26 protein-coding genes are annotated in these 26,360 nt (G+C 72.5%); 15 read left to right on the top strand and 11 right to left on the bottom strand.

The features are described from left to right. The first annotated feature begins 13 nt into the window (after positions 1-13). A complete protein-coding gene (locus tag AC2XR2_RS12345; RefSeq protein WP_381301775.1) occupies positions 14-1,234 on the top strand; it encodes an MFS transporter in 1,221 nt (406 codons plus the stop codon). A gap of 53 nt (positions 1,235-1,287) precedes the next feature. Here the strand turns inward: AC2XR2_RS12345 and AC2XR2_RS12350 are convergent, their stop codons facing one another. Continuing rightward, positions 1,288-1,764 (bottom strand): hypothetical protein, encoded by a 477-nt coding sequence (locus tag AC2XR2_RS12350; RefSeq protein WP_449349709.1) that lies wholly within the window; start codon positions 1,762-1,764, stop codon positions 1,288-1,290. Positions 1,765-1,865: 101 nt separating this feature from the next. Here AC2XR2_RS12350 and AC2XR2_RS12355 point away from each other — a divergent pair, with 101 nt between their 5' ends. Then, entirely contained in the window at positions 1,866-2,894 is a 1,029-nt protein-coding gene (locus tag AC2XR2_RS12355; protein ID WP_381301771.1) for an ATP-binding cassette domain-containing protein, read from the top strand. Next, positions 2,891-3,706 (top strand): ABC transporter permease, encoded by an 816-nt coding sequence (locus AC2XR2_RS12360; protein WP_391193134.1) that lies wholly within the window; start codon positions 2,891-2,893, stop codon positions 3,704-3,706. Before AC2XR2_RS12355 ends, AC2XR2_RS12360 begins: the two co-directional genes overlap by 4 nt. A 30-nt stretch (positions 3,707-3,736) precedes the next feature. Here the strand turns inward: AC2XR2_RS12360 and AC2XR2_RS12365 are convergent, their stop codons facing one another. Next, positions 3,737-7,063, bottom strand: coding sequence for an AfsR/SARP family transcriptional regulator (locus AC2XR2_RS12365; protein ID WP_491515034.1), 3,327 nt, complete (start codon positions 7,061-7,063; stop codon positions 3,737-3,739). A 497-nt stretch (positions 7,064-7,560) separates the two neighbouring features. On the opposite strand from AC2XR2_RS12365, the gene AC2XR2_RS12370 reads away from it, so the two are divergent. Beyond that, the gene (locus tag AC2XR2_RS12370; protein ID WP_449349707.1) at positions 7,561-8,358 is read left to right on the top strand and encodes a site-2 protease family protein; all 798 of its coding nucleotides are present in this window, start codon (positions 7,561-7,563) and stop codon (positions 8,356-8,358) included. Here the strand turns inward: AC2XR2_RS12370 and AC2XR2_RS12375 are convergent. Both AC2XR2_RS12375 and npdG read right to left on the bottom strand, forming a co-directional pair. Then, a complete protein-coding gene (locus AC2XR2_RS12375; protein WP_381302581.1) occupies positions 8,348-8,527 on the bottom strand; it encodes a hypothetical protein in 180 nt (59 codons plus the stop codon). The two genes, AC2XR2_RS12370 and AC2XR2_RS12375, sit on opposite strands and share 11 nt — an antisense overlap. A gap of 93 nt (positions 8,528-8,620) precedes the next feature. Beyond that, positions 8,621-9,325: an NADPH-dependent F420 reductase gene (gene npdG / locus AC2XR2_RS12380; protein WP_330267384.1), complete on the bottom strand. Its 705-nt coding sequence runs from the start codon at positions 9,323-9,325 to the stop codon at positions 8,621-8,623. A gap of 190 nt (positions 9,326-9,515) precedes the next feature. Here npdG and AC2XR2_RS12385 point away from each other — a divergent pair, with 190 nt between their 5' ends. Then, positions 9,516-10,118 (top strand): hypothetical protein, encoded by a 603-nt coding sequence (locus tag AC2XR2_RS12385; RefSeq protein ID WP_449349706.1) that lies wholly within the window; start codon positions 9,516-9,518, stop codon positions 10,116-10,118. 76 nt (positions 10,119-10,194) lie between these two features. Further along, entirely contained in the window at positions 10,195-11,508 is a 1,314-nt protein-coding gene (locus AC2XR2_RS12390; RefSeq protein WP_491515035.1) for an MFS transporter, read from the top strand. Here AC2XR2_RS12390 and AC2XR2_RS12395 read toward each other — a convergent pair whose 3' ends face one another. Further along, the gene (locus tag AC2XR2_RS12395; protein ID WP_330267381.1) at positions 11,509-11,736 is read right to left on the bottom strand and encodes a hypothetical protein; all 228 of its coding nucleotides are present in this window, start codon (positions 11,734-11,736) and stop codon (positions 11,509-11,511) included. A gap of 59 nt (positions 11,737-11,795) precedes the next feature. Here AC2XR2_RS12395 and map point away from each other — a divergent pair, with 59 nt between their 5' ends. After that, a complete protein-coding gene (map, locus tag AC2XR2_RS12400; RefSeq protein ID WP_330267380.1) occupies positions 11,796-12,653 on the top strand; it encodes a type I methionyl aminopeptidase in 858 nt (285 codons plus the stop codon). Between the two features lie 113 nt (positions 12,654-12,766). Then, on the top strand, positions 12,767-13,414 hold the full coding sequence (locus AC2XR2_RS12405; protein WP_449349705.1) for a biliverdin-producing heme oxygenase: 648 nt from the start codon (positions 12,767-12,769) through the stop codon (positions 13,412-13,414). Positions 13,415-13,471: 57 nt separating this feature from the next. Here AC2XR2_RS12405 and AC2XR2_RS12410 read toward each other — a convergent pair whose 3' ends face one another. Continuing rightward, positions 13,472-14,128 carry a PhzF family phenazine biosynthesis protein gene (locus AC2XR2_RS12410; RefSeq protein WP_381302587.1) on the bottom strand — a complete coding sequence of 219 codons (657 nt, stop codon included), beginning with the start codon at positions 14,126-14,128 and terminating at the stop codon, positions 13,472-13,474. Positions 14,129-14,312: 184 nt separating this feature from the next. Between AC2XR2_RS12410 and efeO the strand changes: the two genes are divergently transcribed. The 4 genes from efeO to AC2XR2_RS12430 are packed head-to-tail and all read left to right on the top strand — an operon-like array spanning position 14,313 to position 18,562. Further along, positions 14,313-15,458 (top strand): iron uptake system protein EfeO, encoded by a 1,146-nt coding sequence (gene efeO / locus AC2XR2_RS12415; protein ID WP_491515036.1) that lies wholly within the window; start codon positions 14,313-14,315, stop codon positions 15,456-15,458. Positions 15,459-15,468: 10 nt separating this feature from the next. Beyond that, a complete protein-coding gene (efeB, locus tag AC2XR2_RS12420; protein WP_449349704.1) occupies positions 15,469-16,725 on the top strand; it encodes an iron uptake transporter deferrochelatase/peroxidase subunit in 1,257 nt (418 codons plus the stop codon). A gap of 3 nt (positions 16,726-16,728) precedes the next feature. Further along, on the top strand, positions 16,729-17,601 hold the full coding sequence (gene efeU / locus AC2XR2_RS12425; protein ID WP_491515037.1) for an iron uptake transporter permease EfeU: 873 nt from the start codon (positions 16,729-16,731) through the stop codon (positions 17,599-17,601). Continuing rightward, entirely contained in the window at positions 17,561-18,562 is a 1,002-nt protein-coding gene (locus tag AC2XR2_RS12430) for an SCO2278 family lipoprotein (RefSeq protein ID WP_491515038.1), read from the top strand. Before efeU ends, AC2XR2_RS12430 begins: the two co-directional genes overlap by 41 nt. 6 nt (positions 18,563-18,568) lie before the next feature. On the opposite strand, the gene AC2XR2_RS12435 is transcribed toward AC2XR2_RS12430, so the two are convergent. Both AC2XR2_RS12435 and AC2XR2_RS12440 read right to left on the bottom strand, forming a co-directional pair. After that, the gene (locus tag AC2XR2_RS12435) at positions 18,569-19,306 is read right to left on the bottom strand and encodes a bifunctional DNA primase/polymerase (RefSeq protein ID WP_330267373.1); all 738 of its coding nucleotides are present in this window, start codon (positions 19,304-19,306) and stop codon (positions 18,569-18,571) included. A 115-nt stretch (positions 19,307-19,421) separates the two neighbouring features. Next, positions 19,422-20,051, bottom strand: a complete 630-nt coding sequence (locus AC2XR2_RS12440) for a TetR/AcrR family transcriptional regulator (RefSeq protein ID WP_330267372.1) — start codon at positions 20,049-20,051, stop codon at positions 19,422-19,424. Positions 20,052-20,153: 102 nt separating this feature from the next. Between AC2XR2_RS12440 and AC2XR2_RS12445 the strand changes: the two genes are divergently transcribed. After that, the gene (locus AC2XR2_RS12445; protein WP_491515039.1) at positions 20,154-20,339 is read left to right on the top strand and encodes a DUF6243 family protein; all 186 of its coding nucleotides are present in this window, start codon (positions 20,154-20,156) and stop codon (positions 20,337-20,339) included. 20 nt (positions 20,340-20,359) lie between these two features. Here AC2XR2_RS12445 and AC2XR2_RS12450 read toward each other — a convergent pair whose 3' ends face one another. The 3 genes from AC2XR2_RS12450 to AC2XR2_RS12460 form a co-directional block, all read right to left on the bottom strand. Beyond that, positions 20,360-21,349 (bottom strand): small ribosomal subunit Rsm22 family protein, encoded by a 990-nt coding sequence (locus tag AC2XR2_RS12450; protein WP_491515040.1) that lies wholly within the window; start codon positions 21,347-21,349, stop codon positions 20,360-20,362. Positions 21,350-21,693: 344 nt separating this feature from the next. Next, positions 21,694-22,824: a serine hydrolase domain-containing protein gene (locus AC2XR2_RS12455; RefSeq protein WP_491518439.1), complete on the bottom strand. Its 1,131-nt coding sequence runs from the start codon at positions 22,822-22,824 to the stop codon at positions 21,694-21,696. Beyond that, positions 22,821-24,179, bottom strand: a complete 1,359-nt coding sequence (locus tag AC2XR2_RS12460; protein WP_491515041.1) for a multidrug effflux MFS transporter — start codon at positions 24,177-24,179, stop codon at positions 22,821-22,823. The genes AC2XR2_RS12455 and AC2XR2_RS12460 overlap by 4 nt, the downstream gene beginning before the upstream one ends. An 87-nt stretch (positions 24,180-24,266) precedes the next feature. On the opposite strand from AC2XR2_RS12460, the gene AC2XR2_RS12465 reads away from it, so the two are divergent. Both AC2XR2_RS12465 and AC2XR2_RS12470 read left to right on the top strand, forming a co-directional pair. Beyond that, a complete protein-coding gene (locus tag AC2XR2_RS12465; protein ID WP_491515042.1) occupies positions 24,267-25,277 on the top strand; it encodes a Gfo/Idh/MocA family protein in 1,011 nt (336 codons plus the stop codon). Between the two features lie 28 nt (positions 25,278-25,305). After that, entirely contained in the window at positions 25,306-26,064 is a 759-nt protein-coding gene (locus tag AC2XR2_RS12470) for an SDR family oxidoreductase (RefSeq protein ID WP_381302602.1), read from the top strand. Positions 26,065-26,360 lie beyond the last annotated feature (296 nt).

The raw sequence follows: 26,360 nt of genomic DNA on the forward strand, positions 1-26,360 counted from the left end.
GCACGACCTCTTTATGCCTCTGGCCCTGCTCGCACTGGCCGTCGGCGCTTTCGGTCTCGGCACCACCGAATTCGTCATGATGGGCCTGCTGCCCGACGTCGCCGACGACCTGGGCATCTCGATCCCCACCGCCGGTCACCTCGTCTCCGCGTACGCGCTGGGCGTGGTGATCGGCGCCCCGCTGCTCGCCGCGGTCACCGCCCGGATGTCCCGCCGCAAGGTCCTCATCGGCCTGATGGGGCTGTTCGTGGCCGGCAACGCGGCCTCGGCCTTCGCGCCCGGTGAGGGATGGCTGCTGGCCGCGCGCTTCGTGAGCGGTCTGCCGCACGGCGCCTTCTTCGGCGTCGGCGCGGTCGTCGCCACAAGTCTCGTCGCCCCGGAACGCAAGGCCCGCTCGGTCTCCCTGATGTTCCTCGGCCTGACCCTGGCCAACATCGCCGGTGTGCCGGTCGCCACGCTCATGGGCCAGCACCTGGGCTGGCGGGCGACCTTCCTCGGCGTCAGCGCGATCGGCCTGGCGGCGATCGCCTCGCTGGCCCTGCTGATCCCGCACGACCACACCCAGGCGCCCCGGGTGGGCCTGCGCGGCGAACTGGCCGCCCTGCGCTCGCTCCCGGTCTGGCTGGCCCTCGGCACCACGGTCGCGGGCTTCGGAGCGCTGTTCTCCGCGTACAGCTACATCACGCCGATGCTCACGGACTCCGCCGGGTACGCCGACTCCAGCGTGACCCTCCTGCTCGCCCTGTTCGGGGTGGGCGCGACGGTGGGCAACCTGCTCGGCGGACGGCTCGCCGACCACTCCCTGCGCGGCACCCTGTTCGGCGGGCTGACCTCGCTGGTCGTGGTCCTCGCCCTGTTCCCGGCGCTGATGGCGGCGCAGTGGAGCGCCGCGCTCGCGGTGGTCCTGCTGGGCACGGCGGCCTTCGTCACCGGGTCCCCGCTCCAGCTGATGGTCATGGAGAAGGCGTCCGCCGCCCCCTCCCTGGCCTCCTCCGCCAACCAGGCCGCGTTCAACCTGGCCAACGCCGGCGGCGCCTGGATCGGCGGCCTCGCGCTCGCCGCGGGCCTCGGCGTGACGTCCCCCGCGGTGACGGGCGCCGGCCTGGCCGTGCTCGGCCTCGGCGTCGCCGCGGTGGCGGCGGTCGTGGACCGGCGACGCGTGGCCGCACCGGCCGGCCGGGAGCGCGTGATCGCCTCGCATGTGCCGGAGCACGCGGAGGCCGTGCGGCACTGAGCAGTCGTACGACCGAGGGGGGCGCCCGGAGATCACCGGGCGCCCCCCTTCGCTCACCCCACCGACTCCCGCGCCACGTCCAGGAACGCCAGCCGGTTGGCCTCCAGGTGGTCCCGTACGCTCTCGCCCTCCGGCAGGCCCTCCCACACGGTCCGGTTGAGGTCGAGGAAGTGAGCGCGGGCGGCTTCGTGCACCGCTAGCGGGAACTGGACGCGGATGAGGCGTTCGGCCACCCAGAGGCGGTTCATCGTGTCGCTGGTCGTGAGGAACCAGGGGTCGGTGGGCTCGTGATCGGCGGGGCGGGCATAGGCGGCGCGTTCCGCCTCGGCGCTGACCTCGATGAAGCGCTCCAGGAGGGCCAGGCGTTCCGCACGCCGGGCCTCCGACACCGCGGTCCGCTGTCGCCGCTCCTCGGCGCGTTCCGCCGACAGCTGGGTCCGATGCTGGACGAGGTAGGACAGCACGCCGCCCAGAGCGACGCCGCCCAGCGATATGAGAGACACCCAGACCTGGCCCGACACGCGGGTCATCGTCCCACGGGAGTGGCCCGCGCCGGGGCTGTCGGTGAGCTGTAGGGCCCTGTAGGCGGCCTGTCGGTGGTTTGTCGGTGGGGGCTGGGAGTGTTCTCGGCATGACGCGAATCGACAAGAACCCCCAGAGCGGGGACTCCGCCGTTTCCGTGCGGGGGCTGGTCAAGCACTACGGCGAGACCAAGGCGCTGGACGGCGTCGACCTGGATGTGCGCGAGGGCACCGTGATGGGTGTGCTCGGGCCGAACGGGGCCGGCAAGACCACCCTCGTACGCATTCTGTCCACCCTGCTCTCCGCCGACTCCGGGACGGCGACCGTCGCTGGCTACGACGTCGTACGGCAGCCCCGGCAGCTGCGACGCGTGATCGGGCTCACCGGGCAGTACGCCTCGGTGGACGAGAAGCTCCCCGGCTGGGAGAACCTCTACATGATCGGGCGGCTGCTCGACCTGCCCCGCAGGGAGGCCCGCGCCCGGGCCGACGAGCTGCTGGAGCGGTTCTCGCTGACGGACGCCGCGAAGCGGCCCGCGAGCACCTACTCCGGCGGTATGCGGCGCCGCCTCGACCTCGCCGCCTCGATGATCGGGCGCCCCCAGGTCCTCTTCCTGGACGAACCCACCACCGGTCTCGACCCGCGCACCCGCAACGAGGTGTGGGACGAGGTCAAGCGGATGGTCGGGGACGGCGTGACCGTGCTGCTGACCACCCAGTACATGGAGGAGGCCGAGCAGCTCGCCTCCGAGCTGACCGTCGTGGACCACGGCAAGGTCATCGCCGCCGGCGCCATCGAGGAGCTCAAGGCGAAGGTCGGCGGACGCTCGCTGCGGGTCCGGCCGGTCGATCCGATGCAGCTGCGGCCGCTCGCCGGGTGGATCGACGAACTCGGCATCACCGGGCTCGCCGGCAGCACCGTGGACACCGACAGCGGCACCGTCATCGTGCCGATCCTCAGCGACGAGCAGCTGACCGCCGTGGTCGGCGCGGTCACCGCACGCGGTGTCACCCTCTCCTCCATCACCACCGAACTGCCCAGCCTGGACGAGGTGTTCCTGTCCCTCACCGGCCACCGCGCCAGCGCCCCGCAGGACACCGTGCCCACCAACGACACCCGCGAGGAGGTCGCCGTATGAGTGCCGCAACCGCCACCATCACGGACGCCGACGCCCGGATACCGCTGCGCGGCCACCTGCGCCACACCGGCGCCCTCGTCCGCCGCAACCTGCTGTGGATCCGCCAGGACCCGGAGTCGATGTTCGACGCGATCCTGATGCCGGTCGTCTTCACCCTGCTGTTCGTCTACGTCTTCGGCGGCTCGATCGGGCAGGCCCTGGGCGGTGGGCAGGACGGCTACGTCCAGTACGTCATCCCGGGCATGATCGCGATGATGAGCATGACGCTCTCGCAGGGCGTCGGCACCGGCTTCAGCCAGGACTTCAACTCCGGTGTCATGGACCGCTTCCGGTCCCTGCCGATCGGACGCGGCTCGGTGCTGTTCGCGAAGATCTCCGTGGAACTGCTGCGGATGCTGTTCGCGACCACCGTGCTGATGATCGTGGCCGTCCTGGTCGGCTTCGACATCCACCACTGGGCCGGGCTGTTCGCGGCGGTGGGACTGTCCGCCGTGTTCGCCTCCTCCATCATGTGGGTGTTCCTCACCCTGGGCGTGATCCTGAAGAACGCCCAGTCCGTGCAGGCGATGGGCTTCCTGGTGCTGTTCCCGCTCCAGTTCGGCTCGTCGATCTTCGCGCCGACGGCCTCGATGCCGGGCTGGCTTCAGCACTTCACCGACTACAACCCGCTGTCCACGCTCGCCGACGCGGCCCGCGGCCTGATGGTCGGCGGCCCGGTCGCCCACGACCTGTGGGTGACACTCGCCTGGTCGGCGGCGATCACGGCGGTGGCGGCACCGTACGCGATCCACAAGTTCCGCACGAAGAACTGACCGGCCCGGGCGCCCGGGCGTCGGTGCGCGTCACACCAGGGCGGCGGCCTCCTCAGGGGAGAGGCCGCCGCCCTCCGCGTACGCCGACTCGTAGGCCGCGTCGCCGAGCACCGCGCGCAGGTCCCGCTCGGCGTTGCCCCGCACCGTGCGCTCGATGGTCGTCGGGGCGTGGTCGGCGGGCAGCAGCGCGTCGCCGGCCCGGAGGCACCGGGCGCCGTCCCGGGCGCGGGCACCGCCGTCGGCCGTGGCGAGGGCGAGCGCGGCGGTGTGCAGGTACATCGTGCGCATATGGGGGGCGATGGTCAGGGCCAGCGGGTCCCCGGACTTCTCCAGCGCCCGGCGCGTCAGCCTCAGACACTCGTCGTAACAGCCGTCCATGGCCTCCAGCCAGGCTTCCGTGCCGAGGATGAACGCGTCGAAGATGACGAAGTGGGCGATGCCGAACTGCTGGCGCAGCAGCCGCAGTTGCTCACGCGCCTCGGGGATGCGACCGGTCATGCCGAGCCGGCCGGCGAGGAACATCCGGGAGGCGGGCATCGCCTCGTTGCGGACGCCGTCCTGGTCGGCGATCACCTCACGCAGCAGCCGCTCGCCCCGCTCGGCCGCCCCCGGCTCCCCCGTCTCCAGCAGCGCGCTGCCCAGCCGGGCGTTGAGCACGGACCGCTGGGCGCGGGCACCGAGCTGTTCGGCCCGCTCGATCGCCCGCTCGTAGTCGTCGGCCGCGGCCCGCCACTCGCCCTTGCGTTCATGGGCCTCGGCACGCGCGGAGAGCGCCTCCGCGGTGCCCCACAGGTCGCCGATCCGCTCGTAGATCTCCAGCGCCTCCTCGGCGTCCTGGATGGCGTCGCCCGCCCAGTCGGAGCGGTTGGCGAGCAGGTTGGCCCGCCACTGGAGGGCGGCGGCCAGCTCCCACTCGTAACCCGGGGTGGCCCGGCAGGTGTCGACGGTCGCCTTGATGACGTCCCGCAGCCGGTCCATGTCCCCGGTGAGCATGATGGCGAAGAACCAGAGCGAGCCCGGCATCCGGCAGGTCTGCGCCATGCCGGGCTCGTAGGTCGCGGCGATGGTCCGCAGCTTGGCCTGCGCGTGCTGGTTCTGCCAGGCGTCCAACTCGGTGTCCATACAGGCGAGATGGACGAGATGGGCACCCCGCCGGGCCTCCTCCAGCACCTCGCCGGTCCAGGGCGGCGCCGTGTCCGTGCAGCGCTCCCGCACCGGCAGGGCAGGGCGGACCGGCTCGGCGAACGGGTCGGGGCCGAGTTGCTGCACCTCGCTGGACCAGTTGCGGGCCTCGATGCGCAGGTCGCGCATCTGCCAGTACCAGGCGAGCGACAGGACCAGACACAGCCCCTCCTGCTCGTCGCGGGCGGCGACGGCCCGGCGCAGGGCGGTCCGGAGGTTCTCGTACTCGCGCTCCAGGCGCCCGATGGCCTCGAGTTGACGGGGGCCGCGCAGCAACGGGTCGGTGGCGCGGGCGAGTTCGCGGTAGTACGTCAGGTGTGCGCGCTCGGCGTCGGCACGGATGCCGTCCGTCTCGTCCAGGCGCTCACCCGCGTACTCGGCGACGGTCTCCAGGAGCCGGTAGCGCATCTCCCCGTCCCCGGAAGGCGCCGCCACCACAAGGGACTTGTCGACGAGCGAGCCGAGCGCCTCCAGCGCGCCGGGTCCGCACACGGCCTCGGCGGCGGCGAGATCGCACCCGCCCGCGAACACCGACAGCCGCCGCAGGACATCCCGCTCCTCCTCGTCGAGCAGGTCCCAGGACCAGTCGACGACGGCCCGCAGGGTCTGCTGACGGGGCAGTACGGTACGGCTGCCCGAGGTCAGCAGCCGGAAGCGGTCGTCGAGCCGGTCGGCGATCTGACGCGGCGTCAACATCCGCAGCCGGGCGGCGGCGAGCTCGATGCCGAGCGGCAGTCCGTCGAGCCGCCGGCAGATCTCGGCGCACGCCTCCGGATCCTCGTCCACCCGGAACCCGGGCCTGGCCGCCGCTCCCCGGTCGGCGAGCAGCCGCAGCGCGACCGGCTCCGGCAGCGGCTCCACGGGTCGCAGCAACTCCCCCGGCACGCCGAGGGGTTCACGGCTGGTGGCCAGCACGGTCAGCCCCGGGCAGCGCTCCAGGAGCGTCTCCGTCAGCCGGGCGGCCGCCTCGACGACATGCTCGCAGTTGTCGAGGATCAGCACCATGCGCCGCCTGCCGCAGTGCTCGGCGAGCCGGTCCACGGGGTCGTCGTGCCGCTCGCTCCCGGCCGCCCGCATCGCCTCGGCACCGGCGCCGTACAGCACGGTCTCCCGGGCCCCCACAGCCGTCAGCACAGCCTCGGGCACGGCGTCCGGGTCGTCCACCGGAGCGAGCTCGGCCAGCCACACCCCGTCCCGCGCGGCCTCCCCCACGGTCTCCCCGGCCTCCTGCGACAACCGGGTCTTCCCGGCCCCGCCGGGCCCCAGCAGCGTGACGAGCCGCGCGTTCGCAAGGTCCCCGCGGATGGCCTCGATGTCGGCTTCCCGCCCGACGAAGGAGGTGAGACGGGCACGGAGGTTGCCGAGCGGCGGGGAGGTCGGTCCGGTGGCGTGGGCTCCGGCCGCGGGACCTTGCGGCAGGGCGGCCGGGGTGTACGTGGCCGCCGCGGACGGCGGTTCCGGCCGCAGCAACTCTCCGTGCAGCGCGCGCAGTTCGGGCCCCGGGTCCGCTCCCAGCCGGTCCGCGAGCAGCTGCCGTACGGACTCGTAGGCGGCCAGCGCCTCCGCGGTACGGCCGGTGTCGCGCAGGGCGCGCAGCCGGAGGGCCTGGAGGGGTTCGTCCAGGGGGTGGGTGTCGCAGAGGGCGGTCAGTTCGGGCAGGGACTGGTCGGCGTGGCCGAGGGCGAGCGCGGCGGCGTGGCGGGTGCGGAGGGCGTCCAGACGCCGGGCCTCGGCGCGGGCCGCCTCGGCCGTACGGTCGGGCAGGTCGGCCAGGGCGGGGCCGCGCCACAGGGCGAGGGCGTCGTCCAGGACCGTGGCCGCCTTGGCGGGGTCGCCGTCGGCCAGCGCCCGCACGCCGTCACCGGCGAGCCGCTCGAAGCGGTGCAGGTCGATGTCGTCCGGCGCGGCGGTGAGTCGGTAACCGCCGTCCACGGAGGCCACGGCCTCCGCCCCGATCGCCCTCCTGAGCCGCCCCACCAGCGCCTGCACGGCGCCGGTCGCGTCGGCGGGCGGCTCACCGTCCCACACCTCGTCCACCAGCACGGTCACCGGGACGGTGCGGGTGGGCCGCAGAGCGAGCACGGTCAACAGAGCACGCAGCCGCGCGCCGCCGACGGGGACGGTGGTGCCGTCGGGACGGAGTGCCTGGGTGGTGCCGAGGATGCGATAGCGCACGGGGCCATTGTCTCTGTTGGCGTCGGGACGGGTCACGGGGTTCCCTTGGGTGGGGTGTCGAGTACGCCTACGGGGGTGCCGGGTGCGGTTGTCGGGCGGGTGCGGGTGCGTCGTGGCTGGTCGCGCAGTTCCCCGCGCCCCTGGGTGGGTCATCTGGACGCTCGTGCAGACGCGTACGGCGTGAAGGGGACGGGGTGGGGGGTGTCCGCCCGCAGCGGCCGGCGTCCGTTACAGGGCCCCTCATAAGTGACCGAGCCGCCGGACCGAGGACGGATACCCCCCACCCCGGCACCGACCCCAAACCGAACCGCACGCGCTACACAAGCCCCCACCGGACAGCAAGAGGCCGCCGCAGGCCTCTCAGGGGCGCGGGGAACTGCGCAAAAACGCCCGCCCCCACCGAACCCGCACACGAAGGAACCCCCGCCCCACCCCAACACGTTCCCCCAGATGCCCGGTACCGTCGGGCCGTCCCCCCGCGAAGTACAGGGAGCCTCATGACCACCGCCACCACCCGCCACAGCGACCGACGGATCAGCCCCGTCTTTCTCGGGATCGTCGCCGTCGCGGCAGTGACCGGCTGGGCCACCTGGAGCGGATTCGCCGAGCTGCCCGGCGTGGCGGTGTTCCTCTTCGTCACCTCGGCCTGGGTGATCTCCCTCTGTCTGCACGAGTACGCACACGCGCGTACCGCCCTGCACAGCGGCGACATCACGGTCGGAAGCAAGGGCTACCTGAGCCTCAATCCCCTCGCCTACACGCACGCCCTGCTCAGCATCGTCCTGCCGGTGCTGTTCGTGATCATGGGCGGTATCGGTCTGCCCGGCGGCGCGGTCTTCATCGAGCGCAACCGCATCCGGGGACGCTGGAGGCACAGTCTGATCTCGGCGGCGGGCCCGCTGACGAATGTCCTGTTCGCTGCCGCCTGCACCGCACCCTTCTGGTTGGACGCCCTCGACGGCGTCCCGCGGGACTTCCGGTACGCCCTCGCGTTCCTCGCGCTGCTCCAGGTCTCCGCCGCTCTCCTGAACTTCCTGCCGGTCCCGGGCCTGGACGGCTACGGCGTCATCGAGCCCTGGCTGTCGTACAACATCAAGCGCCAGGTGGAGCCCTTCGCGCCCTTCGGCCTGCTGTTCGTGTTCGCCCTGCTGTGGGTGCCGGCGGTCAACCACGCGTTCTTCGACGTGATCGACTCGATCCTGGCCTGGCTCGGCATCAACGACCTCGAGACGTACTGCGGCCAGGACCTGTACCGGTTCTGGCAGACGAGCGACTTCTGCTCGGTCAGCGGCTGACGGACTTCGCGGCCCGCCCCCGCTTCAGGTAGTACCAGCACATGTTGGACGACAGCCCCGCCAGCAGCACCCAGACAACCCCCAGCCAGCTGCCCTGCACGAAGGACACGACCGCCGCCGCGACGGCGAGGAGGCAGACGGCGAGGGCGTAGAGGGCGAGGCGGGGCATTTCCACGGGCTCCTGTCAGGGGGACACTGCTGCACTACGCCGACCAGTGTCCCCCATCCCCTCACCGCCCGTGACCCGCAGCCCCGTCACACCTCACACGTCCGTGACCCGCAACCCCGCATGCGCCTTGTACCGCCGGTTCACCGAGATCAGGTTGGCGACCAGCGACTCGACCTGGTGGGCGTTGCGCAGCCGTCCCGCGAAGACCCCCCGCATCCCGGCGATGCGCCCGGCGAGCGCCTGCACGATCTCGACGTCGGCGCGCTCCTCCCCCAGCACCATCACATCGGTGTCGATCTCCTCGATCTCCGGGTCCTGGAGCAGCACCGCCGACAGATGGTGGAACGCGGCCGTCACCCGGGACTCCGGCAGCAGCGCGGCCGCCTGCTCCGCCGCGCTCCCCTCCTCCGGCTTCAGCGCGTACGCGCCCTTCTTGTCGAAGCCGAGCGGGTTGACGCAGTCGACGACGAGCTTGCCCGCGAGTTCGGCGCGCAGGGACTCCAGGGTCTTGCCGTGGCCCTCCCACGGCACCGCCACGATCACGATGTCGCTGCGGCGCGCGGTCTCGGCGTTGTCGGCGCCCTCGACACCGTGCCCGAGTTCGTCGGCGGCGGCCTGCGCGCGGTCGGCGGCCCGCGAGCCGATGATCACCTTCTGTCCCGCCCGGGCGAGCCGGTAGGCGAGGCCCTTGCCCTGCGGACCGGTTCCGCCGAGCACGCCGACGACGAGCCCGGAGACGTCGGGGAGGTCCCACGGGTCCTTGGCGGGAGCCTTCTGTGCACTGTCGCTAGAGGTCATGGGCCGACCTTACGTGCGCCCCGCCGACCCCGTCCGCTCAGGTGAGCCGCATCACGGGCGCCCACCGGAACACGCCCCGCTCGACCTCACGGGCGCCCCCCGGAACACGCCCCGCTCCACCTGCCCGGTTCGGGGGAATTCGAGGTGAACCACCGGTCGCGGCAGGCCGCTTGCGGCAGGATGCGGCGCCATGGACGCCGTACGGGTCGCGTTGTTGCGCGAGGTGCTCGCCGGGACCGAGTGGTGGGGGGCCACCCGCCGCTTCGGGGGTGTGCTGCGGGGCTCGGTGGTCTCGCACGGCGGGGGTCTGCTGCTGGTCGGGACACCGGAGTACGAACCGTGGCACCTGGCGGCCCACCTGGTCGACGAGGCCGCCTGGTCCGGCACCCCGGAGCTGGCCCCCACTCTCGTACGGCACGACGCGCGCCCCTCCGACCCGGCGCACCTGTCGGTCGGACCCGGCCGGCTGGCCGCGGCCCGGCGCGGTGAGACCCTCCTCGTGGTCTCCCCGACCGGCCCGGACGCGCCCCTGCTGGAGCACGTCCACGACGCCCGGCGGGCCGGTGCCACGATCCTCGCCCTCGGCCCCGGCGAGGGTGAACTCCCCGCGATGGCCCATGAGTCGCTCGCCGTGCCGGAGGGCACGGACCTCGACCTGGACACCGTGCAGCACCTGGTCAGCGCGGCGGCCGGGGAGAACGCCGGGCCCGCTCCCCGGGGCCCCCGGCGCTTCCGGGAGCGCCTCTCACGCCTGGCGGACCACCTGACGGCACCCCCGCCGACCAGGTGGTGAGCCGCCGTCGCGCCTCGTACCCGCGGCCCGAAAAGCGCTTGCCCGTCCCGCATCCCGCCCCGGACCATGGCCCTTCGTGACCGACGACTCCCCCCAACCCCCCTCCGGCCTGCGCGCCGTGCTCCCGGACCTCGCCCCGTGGCGGGCCTCCCGGGACTTCCGACGGCTCTGGTACTCGGGGCTGATCTCGAACTTCGGCAGCTTCCTGACCTTCGTCGCGCTGCCGGTGCAGCTGAAGGAGCTCACCGGTTCGGCCGCGGCGGTGGGCGCGATCGGCGCCGTGGAACTCGTCCCGCTCCTGGTCTTCGGTCTGTACGGCGGGGCGCTCGCGGACGCGTGGGACAAGAAGAAGCTGATCGTGTGGACGGAGGTCGGCCAGGGCCTGCTGAGCGCGGCCCTGCTGCTGAACGCGCTGCTGCCGCGGCCCGCGATCTGGCCGCTGTACGTCGTCGCCGCCCTGTCCTCGGCCGTGGTCTCGGTGCAGCGCCCCGCGCTCGACTCGCTCTGGCCCCGCATCGTGGCCCACGACCACCTGCCCGCGGCGGCCTCGCTGAACTCCCTGCGCTGGACGGTCGGAGGGGTCGCGGGACCGGCGCTCGCGGGTGTCGTGGTGGCCTACGCGGGCCTCGGCTGGGCGTACGGCGCGGACCTGCTGACCTTCGTGGTGTCGGTGGCCCTGGTCGTCCGGATCGCGGCCTCCCCGGCCTCCCACGAGGCGGCCAAGCCGTCGCTGAAGGCCATCGCGGAGGGCGCGCGGTACGCCTGGAGCCGCAAGGAGCTCCTCGGCACCTACGCCGTCGACCTGGCCGCGATGTTTTTGGCGATGCCGCTGGCCCTGCTGCCGTTCCTGGCGGACGAGCTGCATGCCGAGTGGTCCCTTGGCCTGATGTACGCGACGGTCCCGCTGGGCGCGATGGTGGTGAGCCTGACCAGCGGCTGGGCCTCCCGCGTGCACCGGCACGGCCGGATGGTGGTGCTGTCGGCCGCGCTGTGGGGCCTGGCGATCGCGGCCGTGGGGGTCGTCGGGAACGTGTGGCTGGTGCTGCTGTTCCTGACCGTGGCCGGGGGCTGCGACATGGTCAGCGGGATCTTCCGCGGGGCGATGTGGAACCAGACGATCCCGGACGAGCTGCGGGGCCGGCTGGCCGGGATCGAGCTGCTGTCGTACTCGGTCGGACCGACCGTCGGCCAGGTCAGGGCCGGCGGGTTCGCCGCGTGGTGGGGTGTGCGGACGTCGGTCTGGTCGGGCGGCCTGCTGTGCGCGGGGGCGGTGGGGCTGCTTGCCCTGTGCCTGCCGAAGCTGATGTCGTACGACGTCCGGACGAACGAGCACGCGACGCGGCTGCGCAAGCAACGCGAGGCAGCCGCGCCGGCCCCCGTGGAGGCGTGATCAGCCGTCCTCGGCACGGCTGGGGGCGTCGTGCCACTTCGGGTCGTTCTCCCACTCGAGGTTGCGCTCGCGGGCCGTCTCCATCGCGTGCTCGGCCTCCTTACGGCTCGCGTAGGGCCCGAAGCGGTCCTTGGCCGGGCAGTCCGGCCCCTCTTCGACCCGCTTGTGCTGGAGGCAGTAGTACCACTCCCCCGGCTTGCCGACCGTGCGCTTCTTGAACAAGGGCATGACCTGCTCCTCTCCGCCACCGACATGTTCCCCCATCGCCGCTGGATAGACTCGTCGGCATGTCTGGCCAGTCACTGCTCGTGCCCGGGGCGCTGTCCCCCACCCGTTCCGTGCCCGGAAACATCCGTCGCCCCGAGTACGTCGGCAAGCCCGCGCCGACGCCGTACACGGGTCCGGAGGTGCAGACCCCGGAGACCGTGGAGGCGATGCGGATCGCCGGCCGTATCGCGGCGCGGGCGATGGCGGAGGCCGCGAAGCTCATCGCGCCCGGGGTGACCACCGACGAACTGGACAAGGTGGCGCACGAGTACATGTGCGACCACGGCGCCTATCCGTCGACGCTCGGCTACCGAGGCTTCCCGAAGTCCCTGTGCACCAGCGTCAACGAGGTGATCTGCCACGGCATCCCGGACTCCACGGTGCTGCGCGACGGTGACATCGTCAACCTCGACGTGACCGCGTACATCGGCGGGGTGCACGGCGACAACAACGCGACGTACCTGGTCGGCGACGTGGACGAGGAGAGCCGGCTGCTGGTCGAGCGCACCCGGGAGTCGCTGGCCCGCGCGATCAAGGCGGTCAAGCCGGGCCGCCAGATCAACATCATCGGCCGGGTCATCGAGTCGTACGCCAAGCGCTTCGGCTACGGCGTGGTCCGCGACTTCACGGGCCACGGCATCAACTCGTCGTTCCACTCGGGCCTGATCATCCCGCACTACGACAGCCCGCACGCGACGACGGTCATCCAGCCCGGCATGACCTTCACGATCGAGCCGATGCTGACGCTGGGCACGCACGAGTACGACATGTGGGACGACGGCTGGACGGTCGTCACGAAGGACCGCAAGCGCACGGCGCAGTTCGAGCACACGCTGGTGGTGACGGAGGACGGCGCGGAGATCCTGACCCTGCCGTAGCGAGAGCCGTGGACCCGCCCCGGGCCGGGGCGGGTCTTTTCTTGTACGTTTTTACCGACAGGCTGTCGGCAAACCTATTGACTTAGGTAAGCCTAACCTCGGAGGATGGGCGTATGGACTCCTTCTCGACGGTCATCCGCACCGCGTCCCACGAACAGCACACCGAGGCGGAGACCTCGACGTTCATGAGCGACCTGCTCGGCGGCGGCCTGGGCCGGGACGCGTACGCCCGCTACACCGAGCAACTGTGGTTCGTCTACGAGGCGTTGGAGACCGGCGCCGAGGCGCTGGCGTCGGATCCGGTGGCGGGCGCGTTCATCCGGCCGGAGCTGTTCCGGCTGCGGGCGCTGGAGCGGGACCTGGCGCATCTGCGCGGGCCGCGGTGGCGCGCGGGACTGTCGGCCCTGCCCGCCACCCAGGCGTACGCGGACCGGGTGCGCGTCTGCGCCGAGCAGTGGCCGGCGGGCTATGTCGCCCACCACTACACGCGCTACCTCGGCGACCTCTCCGGCGGCCAGATCATCCGCGACCGGGCGGAGCGGACCTGGGGCTTCGAGCGCAAGGGCGACGGCGTCCGGTTCTACGTCTTCGAGGAGATCCCGAACCCCGCCGCCTTCAAGCGGACCTACCGCGGGCTCCTGGACGCGATCCGCGCGGACGACCTGGAGAAGCAGCGGATCGTGACCGAGTGCAAGAGGGCGTTCGCCCTGAACACGGCCGTCTTCCGGGCCCTGGGCGAGGAGTTCCCGCTCAGCGCGTAGCGCCGGTCCGGCGGACGATGGGGGCCCCGGGTCGCCGGCGTGATCCGCCGGACGGCCCTAGCGCTCCGGCTGGCGTTCCAGGATGACGCGGCCGCCGAGCTCGACCCAGCCGTAGGGCTGTGGGGCGGTGAGGAGCTGGGAGCCGGCGCCCTGGGTGATGTTGAGGGCGCGACCCAGTGCGGCGGTGAGCTGGAGGGCCGCCGCGCCGGTGGCCTCGTCCTCCTCGACGCCGTCGCCCCGGCCGGGGAATCCCCGGGCCCGGATCCGTCCGGCGGCCTCGTCCTCCCACGCCCAGGCGTAGATCCACTCGCCCTCCGGGGGCACGGCCAGGTCGTCGACCTCGGCGGCGGAGCCGTACTGCCGGAAGGTCCGCGGGGCCGCCCACTCCGCCCGCGCCTCGATCCAGCTGAACTCGCCGTCGAGCCGGGCCCCCACGACCCCGGCGGCGGTGACCAGCTCGGGCACGTCGAGGAGCCAGGCAGCGCCGACGCACGGGTATCCGGCGAAGGGGAGCCGCGTGGAGGGGGTGTAGATGTCGACGACTCCGCGCTCGGGGTCGTCCACGAACACGGTCTCGCTGAAGCCGAGCTTGGCGGCGAACGCCTGTCGCTCGTCCCGGTCCGGCAGCACCGATCCCTCGCGGACGACGCCCAGCTCGTTGCCGTAGCCGCCGTTCGGCGCGCAGAAGACGCGCAGCACGTCGTAGTCAGTCACGGGGGAATTGAAGCACCTGGTCGGGGCGCGGAGCGCCGTGCGCAGGCCCTTCCCGGGAACCTGTGGCCACGGATGATCCGGAACCTTTGAATCTCCTTTGACCTTCACTTGACGTTTATTTTGAGCCAAAGATAGATAAGCCTCAGATAAGTTAGGCGAGCCTCACCAACCCTCAGGAGCTCGTATGCGTGCCGTCCGACTGTCCCTCCTCGCCGCCACCGCCGCGGCGGCCCTCACCGCCGTCACGGGGTGCACGGAGAAGGGGAACTCCGGCGACAGCGACCGCGTGATCGACGTGACCGCCACCGACAGCAAGTGCGAGGTCTCCAAGAAGGAGTTCCCGGCCGGCCACGTGGAGCTCGCGATCGAGAACAAGGGCTCCAAGGTCACCGAGGTCTACGTCCTGTTCCCGGACGACCGGATCGTCACCGAGCGCGAGAACATCGGCCCCGGCACCAAGCAGAAGGTCACCGCCGAGGTGAAGGCCGGCGACTACACGATCGCCTGCAAGCCGGGCATGAAGGGCGACGGCATCCGCCAGGCCGTGAAGGCCACCGGCGGCACCGCGGCCAAGCGTGACCCGCGGCTCGACTCGGCCGTCGCCGCCTACCGCCAGTACGCGCAGGAGCAGGCCGACGCCACGCTGCCGCTGGCGAAGACGTTCGCCGCCGCGGTCAAGGCCGGTGACCTCGAAGCCGCCAAGAAGGCCTACGCGCCCTCCCGGATCGGCTGGGAGCGCACCGAGCCGGTCGCCGAGTCCTTCGGCGACATCGACCCCAAGGTGGACGTCCGGGCCGACGGCCTGGAGGCCGGCCAGAAGTGGACCGGCTGGCACCGCCTGGAGAAGTCCCTCTGGCAGGACAAGAAGATCACCGCCGAGGACAAGACCCTCGCCGACCAGCTGATCACCGACCTCACCGACTGGCAGAACCGGGTCGGCAAGGCGGACATCACCCCCACCTCCATGGCGAACGGCGCCAAGGAACTCCTCGACGAGGTCGCCACCGGCAAGGTCACCGGCGAGGAGGAGCGCTACTCGCACACCGACCTCGTCGACTTCAAGGCCAACGTCGAGGGCGCCGAGAAGTCGTACGAGCTGCTCAAGCCGGTCGCCCAGGAGAACGACGCGGCCCTGGTCACCGAGCTCGACAAGCAGTTCGCGGCGCTGAACACGCTGCTTGACAAGTACCGGGGCGACAAGACGTCGTACGACTTCACCTCGTACGACAAGGTCGGCGACGCCGATCGCAAGCAGCTGTCGGACGGGGTGAACGCGCTCGCGGAGCCGCTGTCCAAGCTCGCCGCGGCCGTCGTCACCAAGTCCTCCTGAGGCAGGGGCCATGACGGACACCGAGAAGACCACGGCTCCCTCGCGGCGCGCGCTCATCGGCTGGGGCGGGGCCGGGCTCGCGCTCGGTGCCGCCGCGGCCGGCGGCGCGGTCGCGATGACCCGCACCGGTGACGACCTCGCCCCGACCGCCGCCGAGGCGGGTGCCGCCGTGGAGTTCCACGGCGCCCACCAGGCGGGCGTCGCCACGCCCGTGCAGGACCGGCTGCACTTCGCCGCGTTCGACGTGACGACCGAGGACCGCGCCGAGTTCGTGCGGATGCTCAAGGACTGGACGGCCGCTGCCCGGCGGATGACCGCGGGCAAGGCCGTCGGGGAGGGCGCGTACGGCGGTCTCGCCGAGGCGCCGCCGGACGACACCGGGGAGGCGCTGGGGCTCAAGCCGTCGCGGCTGACGCTGACGATCGGCTTCGGGCCCTCCCTGTTCGAGAAGTTCGACCTGGCCGACCGGCGGCCCGAGGCGCTCGTCGACCTCCCGCAGTTCGCAGGGGACGCCCTCGACAGGAACCGCAGCGGCGGCGACCTGTGCGTCCAGGCCTGCGCGGACGACCCGCAGGTCGCCGTGCACGCGATCCGCAACCTCGCCCGGATCGGCTTCGGCAAGGTCGTCATCAAGTGGTCGCAGCTCGGCTTCGGCAAGACGTCCTCGACCACGCCCGACGAGCAGACCCCGCGCAATCTGATGGGCTTCAAGGACGGCACCCGCAACATCGCGGGCACCGAGACGGACCGGCTGAAGAAGTTCGTGTGGGTGGACTCCAAGGACGCCAAGGACGCCGCGTGGATGGCCGGCGGCTCCTACCTCGTCGCCCGCCGGATCCGCATGCACATCGAGACCTGGGACCGCACCTCGCTCCAGGAGCAGGAGGACATCTTCGGCCGGGACAAGGGCGAGGGCGCCCCGGTCGGCAAGGCCAAGGAGCGCGACAAGCCGTTCCTGCCGGCGATGAAGCCCGACGCGCACGTCCGGCTCGCGCACCCCGACTCCAACGGCGGGGCGACGATCCTGCGCCGCGGCTACTCCTTCACCGACGGCACGGACGGGCTGGGCCGGCTGGACGCGGGGCTGTTCTTCCTGGCGTACATGAAGGACGTCCGGGAGGGCTTCATCCGCATCCAGCGGCATCTGGCCACCGACGCGCTCAACGAGTACATCCAGCACGTGGGTTCGGCGGTCTTCGCTGTCCCGCCCGGCGTCCGCGACCAGGACGACTGGTGGGGCAGCACGCTGTTCTCCAAGGAGGCCTGACCCGTGTTCTCCAACTACCTGATCGGTCTGCGCGAGGGCCTGGAGGCCTCCCTCGTCGTCTGCATCCTCATCGCCTACCTGGTGAAGACGGGCCGCCGGGACGCGCTGAAGCCCATCTGGATCGGCATCGGCGTCGCCGTCGCGCTCGCCCTCGGCTTCGGCTGCGCGCTCGAATTCGGTTCCCAGGAGCTGACGTTCGAGGCACAGGAGGCCCTCGGCGGCTCCCTGTCGATCCTCGCGGTCGGCCTGGTGACGTGGATGGTGTTCTGGATGCGGCGCACCGCCCGGCACCTGAAGTCCGAGCTGCACGACAAGCTGGACTCCGCCCTCCAGATGGGCACCGGGGCCCTGGTCGCCACCGCCTTCCTCGCCGTCGGCCGGGAGGGCCTGGAGACCGCCCTGTTCGTGTGGGCGTCGGTGCGCGCGGCGGGCGACGGCACCCCGCGCCCGCTGGTCGGGGTGGCCCTGGGCATCCTCACGGCGGTCGTCCTGGGCTGGCTGTTCTACCGCGGCGCCCTGCGCATCAACCTCGCCAGGTTCTTCACCTGGACCGGCGGGATGCTGGTCGTCGTGGCCGCGGGCGTGCTGGCGTACGGCGTCCACGACCTGCAGGAGGCGAACTGGCTGCCGGGCCTGAACAGCAGGCCCTTCGACATCAGCGACACCGTCCCGCCGGACAGCTGGTACGGCACCCTCCTCAAGGGCGTGTTCAACTTCCAGCCGGACCCGACGGTGCTTCAGGTCACGGTGTGGCTGCTGTACTTGATCCCGACGCTCGTGCTGTTCCTCCTCCCGGTAGGGTTCGCCTCCGGGAAGGGGAAGGTGAAGGCACCTGATGAGCAGGGATCGCGGCCCTCGAAGGCCCCGCAGGCTTGACCGGAGCGCACTGATAGCAGCCTCGGTGACCGCTTTGTCGTTCACGGCGAGCGGATGCGTGGTGGTGCACGGCGAGCGGGAGGTGCTTCCCGCGACCACCAAGGCGGAGGCCGCCAAGGCGCTGGAGCAGTTCACGAACGCGTACAACGCGGCGGACAAGGCGTACGACAGCTCGCTGGACGCCGCGCATGTCACCGGCGCGCTCGGCGCCATCGACGCGGCGCGGCTGAAGGCCGGGAAGACGAACAGCCCCGGCGGCAACACCACGCACACACCGCTGAAGCTGTCGGACGTCACCTACACCATCCCGAAGAAGGCGGGCTGGCCGCGCTGGTTCGTCGCCGACGCGGCCGGCAACAAGGGCGGCACCGCGCGCTGGCTGCTGGTGTTCACCCGCAACGGTCTGAACGAGCCGTTCCAGGTGGCGTATCTGACGCTGGTGGCCGAGGGCAAGGTGCCGGAGTTCAAGAAGGACGCCGACGGCTGGGCCGAGGCCGTGCCGGCGAACTCCACGGACCTGGCCGCCGCTCCCGCGGACCTGAGCGAGGACTACGCGAGCTATCTGAAGAGCGGCAGCGACGTCTTCGCGGACGGCACCCACACCAGCGCGTGGCGGGCGGACCGGGCGAAGAACGCCATCAGGCCGGGCCTGGCCACCCAGTACATCGACGAGCCGCTGACGAACGACGCCTACACGCCGCTGGCGCTGCGCACGCGCGACGGCGGGGCGCTGGTGTTCTTCGCCACGCACCACTACGTGAAGCAGACCGCGCACGCCGGTGCCGCGATCCCCTCCCCCGGCGAGGCGGCGCTCGCGCTGACCAAGGGTGAGATCAAGCAGTCACTCACGATGGAGTTCGTCTCCAACGAGGTGGCTCTCGACCCGGCGAAGGGCGCGGGCGGCCAGAAGGTCACCGTGCTCGGGCGGATCCAGGGGCTGACGACCGCGGAGGGTTCGTAGGGACTGCTACCGGCGCAGGGGCCAGGCCGCGTCCGCGTGGTGCGGTTCCTGGCCGGCGTGCCGGGCGCAGGCGTCGGTGAGGAACTCCAGGAGGCTCAGCGGGTCAGGCAACGGGTGTTCCGGGCCGCGGACCCAGTGCACGGCCTGGTCGCCGGGCAGCCGGGCGGGCGGTACGAGGACGTAGGAGCCGCGGCAGTGCCAGCGCAGGCCGGGGTGTTCGTCGGCCGTCTCGGGGTGGCAGTCCAGCTCGCAGGGCCACCACTCGTCCTCGTCCTCGGGGGTGCCGCGGGTGAGGGTGAAGAAGAGGAGCCGGCCGTCGTCGCTCTCGGCGACCGGGCCGACCTCGACGCCGGCGGCGTGCAGCCGCTCCAGGGCCTCCCGGCCGGCCTCCAGGGGGACGTCCAGGACGTCGTGGACCATGCCGGTGGCGGTGATGAAGTTGGCCTGGGGCTGGTGCCGGGCCCAGCGCTCGATCTGCCCGCGGTCGGTGGTCGACTGGGTTTGCCAGGCGAAGGACACGGGGTGACGGGCCGGGGTGGGACAGCCGACGCGGTCGCAGGAACAGCGGTAGTCGGCGGTGGGATGGGCGGCGGGCGCGAGCGGGAGTCCCGCTGAGGCGGCGGCCAGCAGCAGGGCTTCACGGCCGCCGTCGTCCCCGGCGGCGGCCTCCTTCGGCCGGCGTCCGCGCAGCCACTGGGAGAGTTTGCCCTGCAGGCCGGTCCGGCCCCCCGACTCCGCGCTCATCTATCACCCTCGCCTCGCTGTCGTGCAAAACAGCATGCCCTATGGTCCCACCTTCCTCGGCTCCGGGGGGCCCTGAGGGGATATGTACGGTTGTGCGCGGGCGGCTCGGCGGGGCTCAGCGGGGGGCGAGGCCGTGGAGGGCGTAGTCGACGAGGGTGTCGGTGTAGTCGTAGGAGATCGGGCCGGTGTACTGGAGCCAGCGCTGGGCGAGCGGGGAGACCCAGAGTTCGAGGGCGATGCGCGGGTCGACCTCGGGGCGCACCTGGCCGGCCTCCTGGGCGGCGCGCACGCGGTCGACGTACAGCTGGAGCGAGGGTTCGAGGAGTTTGGCGACGAAGACCCGGCCGACCTGTTCGTTGACGACGCCTTCGGCGGCGAGGGCGCGGGAGGGGGCCTCGAAGCGGGGGTCCTTGAGCTGGTCGACGGTCATGCGCAGGACGGCCTTGAGGTCCGCGGCGAGGTCTCCGGTGTCCGGGATGGCGTACGCAGCGCCGGGGGCGGCCTCCTGTGCGGCCTGTTCGCTCAGGTCGAGGAAGGCCTCGAGCAGCACCTCCGCCTTCGAGGACCACCAGCGGTAGATGGTCTGCTTGCCGACGCCGGCCCGGGCGGCGATGCCCTCGACGGTGGTCCTGGGGTAGCCGACCTCGGCGACGAGGTCGAGGGCGGCGTCGTAGATCGCGCGACGGGACCTCTCGCTGCGGCGGGTGGCGTCGGGGGCGGGCTGCTTGGGCTTCTGGGTGGCCATGGGGCGAACTTACCAGTTGACAAGACGGTGCGTCTCGCCGGAGAGTGGTCGGGCGAGACGATACGTCTCGTCCGATCGCCTGATGCACGGGAGGAGCAGGTCATGGCACGAGGTGGAGCGGGCAACATGCTCGGAGTCGGCGGAACCCGCAGCAACATCAGCCGCGGCGCGCTGCGCGGCGGCAACCGCGGAACCCGGATCGGGGGCGCGCAGGACGCACAGGCACAGAAACGCGAGCTGCTGAGGAAGCTCCGGGAGGGGCGGGAGGGGGAGGCGGCGTCGGAGTGACCGGGCTCCGATGATCGGGGCTAGTGGTCCGCCGGGGGCCAGGGGTCGCCCCAGGCCGTGTCCCTCGCTGTCTTGTACAGGGCGCCGTGGCGTTTGGTGATGGTGCGGCGGGTGAGCTGTTCGTCGGGTTCGCAGAGGTCGAGGAGGACCTGGCCCTTGCGGGTCTGGGGGCGGCGGACGACCCGGGCGGGGGCCGGGGTGGTGGGGAGGCGGGTGGCGGCGACGTAGCTGAACTTCTCGTCCTCGTACGGCAGGGAGCCGCCCTTGACCTTGCGGTGCAGGGACGAGCGGCTGACCCGCGCCGAGAAGTGGCACCAGTCCTCGCCGGGCACGATCGGGCAGGCGGCGCTGTGCGGGCAGGGCGCGGCGATCCGGAAGCCGGCGGCGATCAGGCGGTCGCGGGCCTCGATGACACGGGCGTAGCCGGCCGGGGTGCCGGCCTCGACGATCACCACCGCCTGGGCCGCTGCCGCCGCGGTGTCCACGAGGGCGGTGCGGTCGGCCGGCGTGAGCTCGTTGAGGACGTACGAGACGGTGACCAGGTCCGTGGCGGGCAGGGTGAGGTCGCTGCCGATCCGGGCCCGCTCCCAGCGTGCGTCCCGCAGGGCCGGGTGCGCGGCGGCGATCTCGCGGCCGAGGGCGAGGGCGGGTTCGGCCCAGTCGAGGACGGTGACCGCGCGGTCGCCGGGCCAGGTGGCGGCCACGGCCCAGGTCGCGGCGCCGGTGCCGCCGCCGACGTCGATGTGCCCCGCGGGGGTCCAGCCGGGGGTGGCCTCGGCGAACGCCTCCAGCGCCGCGTGGACCGCCTCGAAGGTCGCGGGCATCCGATAGGCGGCGTAGGCGGCCACGTCCGCCCGGTCGCGCAGGATCGGGGCGTCGGTGGGAGTGGCTCCGCGGTAGTTGGCGATCAGCCGCTCCACCGCCTGCGCCGCCTGCTTCGGGGGAAGACCGTCGAGGAGGCCGGCGAGGGTGGTACGGAGGGTGTCGGACGGGAGCGCGGGGACGGTCACCCGCCGATTCTATGGGCGCCCGGCCCGAGACCTGCCCGCCGGTGGGCGCCCCGGCCGGGAACGGACCCCGAGGTCCTCCCACCCCGTGCGGCGCGCCCACGGATCGACCCGCCCGTACCGCTCCAGGACGGCGGCCACCTCATCGGGCCGCGACACCTCCGGCCGTACGGCGACTGCCGCGCCCTCCGGTACGAGGGCCGCCCTCTCCTCGGGCGTCCCCCGCCCTCCGTCGGCCGGCGCCACCAACCAGCCCCCGTCCGCAGCAGTTCCACAGCGGCCGCCCGACAGACCCGCGTCACGCCACTCGGCAGCCCCGCCCCCCGGACCGCCCGACAAACCCTCCCTCACGTCCCCCTGACCGCCCGCGCCACCCTCGTCGCGATCTCCGCCCGCGGCCTGTTGTCCGGAGGACGTCTGCGGGGGTGGACCGTGTTGGCCAGGAGGACCACGAAGGTGTCCGTGGCCGGGTCCAGGACCAGGGACGTGCCGGTGAAGCCCGTGTGGCCGGCCGCGCCGTGGCCCGCCAGTTCGCCCATGAACCACTTCTGGTCGATCGCGAAGCCGAGCCCCGGCGGGGTCAGCAGGAGTTCCACGAAGTCGGGGCCGAGGATGCGGGCCGGTCCGTACGCGCCGCCCGCGAGCAGGGCCCGGCAGAAGATCGCCAGGTCCCGGGCGGTCGAGAAGAGACCCGCGTGGCCCGCCACTCCGCCCAGCGCCCACGCGTTCTCGTCGTGGACCTCGCCCCGCAGCATGCCCCGGTCCGCCTTGGCCCACGGCCTGCGCTGGTCCTCCGTGGCCGCGGCCCCCGGGCAGGGGCCGAAGCGGGTGGACGTCATGCCGAGGGGGCGGGTGATGCCCTCGTGGACGAGGACGTCGAGCGGCCGGCCCGTGATGCGCTCCAGGACGTGCTGGAGGAGCAGGGGGTTGAGGTCGGAGTAGGTGTAGGTGCCGGGGACGCCGACGGGCGGCTCGGCGCGCAGCAGGGCGAGGCGTTCCTCGTCGTCGGCGCAGTCGTGGAGCGGGAGCTCGGGGCGCAGGCCCGAGGTGTGGGTGAGCAGCTCGCGGACGGTGGTGCCGTGGGTCACGGCCGCCGTGAAGTCCGGCAGGTATGCGCCGACCCGGGCGTCGATGCCCAGCGTCCCCCGCTCGATCTGCTGCACCGCCGCCACCGCCGTGAACAGCTTGGTGAGGGAGGCCAGGTCGAAGGGGGTGTCCACGCGGGCGGGGACCCGGCGCTCCGGGGGCAGTTCGACGCCCGCGTCGGTCCCGGGGTCGTAGGACGCGTAGCGGACCGCCCAGCCGGACGCCTCCTCCACGGCGATCACCGGGCCGCGCCCGGCGGCCAGGACGGCCCCCGCGGCCCAGGGGCGCAGGCCGGTGGTGAGGACCCGGAAATCCCGGACGAGGTGCCGGAGTTCCTCGGGGTCGAGGCCGGCCCGCTCCGGTGTGTCGGTGCGCAGTTTCGGTGCGCTCAGCGCTTCTCCTCCGTTCTCGAGTCCTCAGTCGCACGCCTGTTCCAGGGACGGCACATTGCCATGAAACACAGGAGCGCTACCAGTGCTGCCGCCACTTGGACGACGGCCATCGGGACGGCCGTGTCCTCTCCGGCCATCCCGACCAGCGGGGAGGCGATGGCGCCGATGAGGAAGGAGGACGTGCCGAGCAGGGCGGAGGCGGAGCCCGCGGAGTGCCGGGTACGCAGCAGGGCGAGGGACTGGGCGTTGGGCAGGGCGAGGCCCATCGCGGACATCAGGACGAAGAGCGCGGCGGCGACGGGCGCGAGGCCGACCTCGCCGAAGACGCCGGTCGCCATCAGCAGCAGCGCCACGGCCGCCGCGGTCACGATCAGGAGGCCCACGCCCAGTACGCGGTCGAGGCCGACCCGCCCCACCAGCACCTTGCCGTTGATCTGGCCGACCACGACGAGCCCGACCGAGTTCACGCCGAACAGCAGGCTGAAGGTCTGCGGGGAGGCGCCGTAGATCTCCTGGATCACGAACGGGGACGCCGAGATGTAGGCGAACAGGGCGGCGAAGGCGAAGCCGCCGGTGAGCATGTAGCCGGTGAACGGGAGGTCGGCGAGGAGGCGGCGCATCGAGTGCAGGGCGTCGACGACACCGCCCGTGTGCCGGTCGGACGGGGACAGGGTCTCGGGCAGCCGCGCCCACACCAGGACGGCCAGCAGCGCCCCGATGACGGTCAGGACCACGAACACGCCCCGCCAGTCCGTCACCCGCAGGATCTGCCCGCCGATCAGCGGCGCCACGATCGGCGCGACCCCGCCGATCAGCATGAGGGTGGAGAAGAAGCGGGCCATCGCGACCCCGTCGTACAGGTCCCGGACCACGGCCCGGGCGATCACTATGCCGGCGGCGCCCGCGAGGCCCTGGAGGAGCCGGAAGCCGACCAGGAACTCCACGGTCGGCGCGACGGCGCACAGCGCGGTGGCGACGACGTACACGAGGAGACCGGCGAGCAGCGGGCGCCTGCGGCCCCAGCGGTCGCTCATCGGGCCGACCACCAGCTGTCCGAGCGCCATGCCGAGCAGACAGGCGGTGAGGGTGAGCTGGACGGTGGCGGCGGGCGCGTGCAGGGAGTCGGTGACCTGCGGCAGCGACGGCAGGTACATGTCCATCGCCAGCGGCGGGGTGGCGGTGAGGCCGCCGAGGAGCAGGGTGACGAGCAGGCCGGTGCGGCGCACGGCGGCCGCCGGCGGTTCCGTGTCCGGTACGGCCGCCCCCTCGACGTCCGGTGCGCCCGCCGCCGTGACGTCCGGCGCGCCCGGCCCCTCGACGCGCCTCGGCTGCTCAAGATGCCCCTGCTCGGGCATATGCCCCTCCTCTTCGACTGGTCCGGCACCTATGCTCTCAGCTCGTACAAGGTGGCGACGGTCAGGTGAGCGAGGGTGGAGCCGGGCATGACGGAGCAGAGCGTGCGCTGGGGGATTCTGGCGACGGGCGGGATCGCGGCGGCGTTCACCGCGGACCTGGTGGACCTGCCGGACGCGGAGGTGGTCGCGGTGGCCTCCCGCTCCGAGCCCTCGGCGAAGGCCTTCGCGGAACGGTTCGGGATCGAGCGGGCGTACGGCGAGTGGGGCGCCCTCGCCGAGGACGCGGACATCGATGTCGTGTACGTGGCCACCCCGCACTCGGCGCATCGCGCGGCCGCCGGGCTCTGTCTGAGCGCCGGTCGCAACGTCCTGTGCGAGAAGGCGTTCACGCTGAACGCGCGCGAGGCAGAGGAGCTGGTGGGGCTCGCGAAGGACGGCGGCCGCTTCCTCATGGAGGCCATGTGGATGTACTGCAACCCGCTGATCCGGCGCCTCAAGGCCCTCGTCGACGACGGCGCGATCGGTGACGTGCGCACCGTGCAGGCCGACTTCGGGCTCGCCGGGCCCTTCCCGCCCGCGCACCGGCTGCGGGACCCGGCCCAGGGCGGGGGTGCGCTGCTCGACCTCGGGGTGTACCCGGTGTCGTTCGCGCATCTGCTGCTCGGGGAGCCCTCGGACGTCACGGCGAAGGCGGTGCTGTCCGAGGAGGGCGTCGACCTCCAGACGGGCGCGCTGCTGTCCTACGACGGCGGGGCGCTGGCCTCGCTGCACTGCTCCCTGACCGGCGGTACCGCCACGATCGCCTCGGTCACCGGCTCGCTGGGCCGCCTCGACATCCCGAACGGCTTCTTCCACCCGGACCGTTTCGTGCTGCACCGGGACGGGCGCGACCCGGAGGAGTTCGTCGCCGACCCGGCCGACGGTCCCCGCAACAGCCTCAAGCACGAGGCCCGCGAGGTCATGCGGGCGCTGCGGGCCGGGGAGACGGAGTCACCGCTGGTGCCGCTGGAGGGCACGCTCGCGGTGATGCGGACGCTGGACGCGGTACGGGACCGGATCGGCGTCCACTACCCGGGCGAACTCCGCACCCCGGCGTGACGCCCTGCCTCACCTACGCTGCGGGTTCATGGACACCAAGAACATGAAGACCGCCGTGGTGACCGGCGCGGGCTCCGGGATCGGGCGGGCGGTCGCCGTGGAACTGCTGCGGACGGGCTGGTCGGTGGCGCTGGCCGGGCGGCGGCCCGAGACGCTGGAGGAGACGGCGGCTCTCGTGCCGGAGGGCGCCGCGCTCGCCGTACGGACGGACGTGTCGCGGCCCGACGAGGTGGCCGCGCTGTTCGCCGCCGTCGTGGAGCGGTTCGGGCGGGTGGACCTGCTGTTCAACAACGCGGGGACGTTCGGTCCTGGCGGGGTGCCGGTGGAGGAGCTGCCGTACGAGGCCTGGCGGCATGTGGTGGACACCAACCTCAACGGCGCGTTCCTGTGCGCGCAGGCGGCGTACCGGCAGATGAAGGAGCAGGAGCCGCGGGGCGGCCGGATCATCAACAACGGGTCGATCTCGGCGCACACGCCCCGGCCGCACTCCGTCGCCTACACCGCGACCAAGCACGCCCTGACGGGCCTCACCAAGTCGCTGTCGCTGGACGGGCGGCCGTACGGCATCGCGGTGGGGCAGATCGACATCGGGAACGCGGCGACGGACATGACCGCGGGCATGGGGGCGGGGGCGCTCCAGGCCAACGGGGAGGTCGTACCGGAACCCGTGATGGACGTGGCCGACGTGGCCCGCACGGTGCGGCACATGGCGGAGCTGCCGCTGGAGGCGAACGTGCAGTTCGCGACGGTGATGGCGACGACCATGCCGTACGTGGGGCGGGGCTGAGCACCCTCGGGGTGGGCGGGGGACGGCCGATTTCCACAAGCGGAATATGTTCTTCCACCCCCGCCGCGGCTGGTCGGCGGCTTATGCTCGACACGCGCCCTCCACAAGAGCTTCACACTTGAGGGGTGGCGTTCCGTCGACCTCGCCCGAGGGGGGAGGCGGCGGCCGTCCATGGCCCGGGTGGGGGTGGATCTCGCGTGGGACCGCGAGGTGCGCACCGGGCCGTGGACGGCCGCCGCACATTCTCAGCTCCCGCACATCCCTTCTCAGCCTGCGCACAAGCCTTCCTCACGGCC

The sequence above is a fragment of the Streptomyces sp. LS-MS-L19 genome, assembly GCF_058382285.1.

What these genes read in the sequence shown, in the direction of transcription:
- AC2XR2_RS12355 (WP_381301771.1), top strand. Translation starts at nt 1,866, where the DNA reads ATGACGCGAATCGACAAGAACCCCCAGAGCGGGGACTCCGCCGTTTCC.
- AC2XR2_RS12370 (WP_449349707.1), top strand. Translation starts at nt 7,561, where the DNA reads ATGACCACCGCCACCACCCGCCACAGCGACCGACGGATCAGCCCCGTC.
- AC2XR2_RS12345 (WP_381301775.1), top strand. Translation starts at nt 14, where the DNA reads ATGCCTCTGGCCCTGCTCGCACTGGCCGTCGGCGCTTTCGGTCTCGGC.
- AC2XR2_RS12470 (WP_381302602.1), top strand. Translation starts at nt 25,306, where the DNA reads ATGGACACCAAGAACATGAAGACCGCCGTGGTGACCGGCGCGGGCTCC.
- AC2XR2_RS12465 (WP_491515042.1), top strand. Translation starts at nt 24,267, where the DNA reads ATGACGGAGCAGAGCGTGCGCTGGGGGATTCTGGCGACGGGCGGGATC.
- AC2XR2_RS12395 (WP_330267381.1), bottom strand. Translation starts at nt 11,736, where the DNA reads ATGCCCTTGTTCAAGAAGCGCACGGTCGGCAAGCCGGGGGAGTGGTAC.
- AC2XR2_RS12360 (WP_391193134.1), top strand. Translation starts at nt 2,891, where the DNA reads ATGAGTGCCGCAACCGCCACCATCACGGACGCCGACGCCCGGATACCG.
- AC2XR2_RS12350 (WP_449349709.1), bottom strand. Translation starts at nt 1,764, where the DNA reads ATGACCCGCGTGTCGGGCCAGGTCTGGGTGTCTCTCATATCGCTGGGC.
- AC2XR2_RS12405 (WP_449349705.1), top strand. Translation starts at nt 12,767, where the DNA reads ATGGACTCCTTCTCGACGGTCATCCGCACCGCGTCCCACGAACAGCAC.
- npdG (WP_330267384.1), bottom strand. Translation starts at nt 9,325, where the DNA reads ATGACCTCTAGCGACAGTGCACAGAAGGCTCCCGCCAAGGACCCGTGG.
- AC2XR2_RS12385 (WP_449349706.1), top strand. Translation starts at nt 9,516, where the DNA reads ATGGACGCCGTACGGGTCGCGTTGTTGCGCGAGGTGCTCGCCGGGACC.
- AC2XR2_RS12435 (WP_330267373.1), bottom strand. Translation starts at nt 19,306, where the DNA reads ATGAGCGCGGAGTCGGGGGGCCGGACCGGCCTGCAGGGCAAACTCTCC.
- efeO (WP_491515036.1), top strand. Translation starts at nt 14,313, where the DNA reads ATGCGTGCCGTCCGACTGTCCCTCCTCGCCGCCACCGCCGCGGCGGCC.
- AC2XR2_RS12375 (WP_381302581.1), bottom strand. Translation starts at nt 8,527, where the DNA reads ATGCCCCGCCTCGCCCTCTACGCCCTCGCCGTCTGCCTCCTCGCCGTC.
- AC2XR2_RS12445 (WP_491515039.1), top strand. Translation starts at nt 20,154, where the DNA reads ATGGCACGAGGTGGAGCGGGCAACATGCTCGGAGTCGGCGGAACCCGC.
- map (WP_330267380.1), top strand. Translation starts at nt 11,796, where the DNA reads ATGTCTGGCCAGTCACTGCTCGTGCCCGGGGCGCTGTCCCCCACCCGT.
- AC2XR2_RS12460 (WP_491515041.1), bottom strand. Translation starts at nt 24,179, where the DNA reads ATGCCCGAGCAGGGGCATCTTGAGCAGCCGAGGCGCGTCGAGGGGCCG.
- efeB (WP_449349704.1), top strand. Translation starts at nt 15,469, where the DNA reads ATGACGGACACCGAGAAGACCACGGCTCCCTCGCGGCGCGCGCTCATC.
- AC2XR2_RS12440 (WP_330267372.1), bottom strand. Translation starts at nt 20,051, where the DNA reads ATGGCCACCCAGAAGCCCAAGCAGCCCGCCCCCGACGCCACCCGCCGC.
- AC2XR2_RS12430 (WP_491515038.1), top strand. Translation starts at nt 17,561, where the DNA reads ATGAGCAGGGATCGCGGCCCTCGAAGGCCCCGCAGGCTTGACCGGAGC.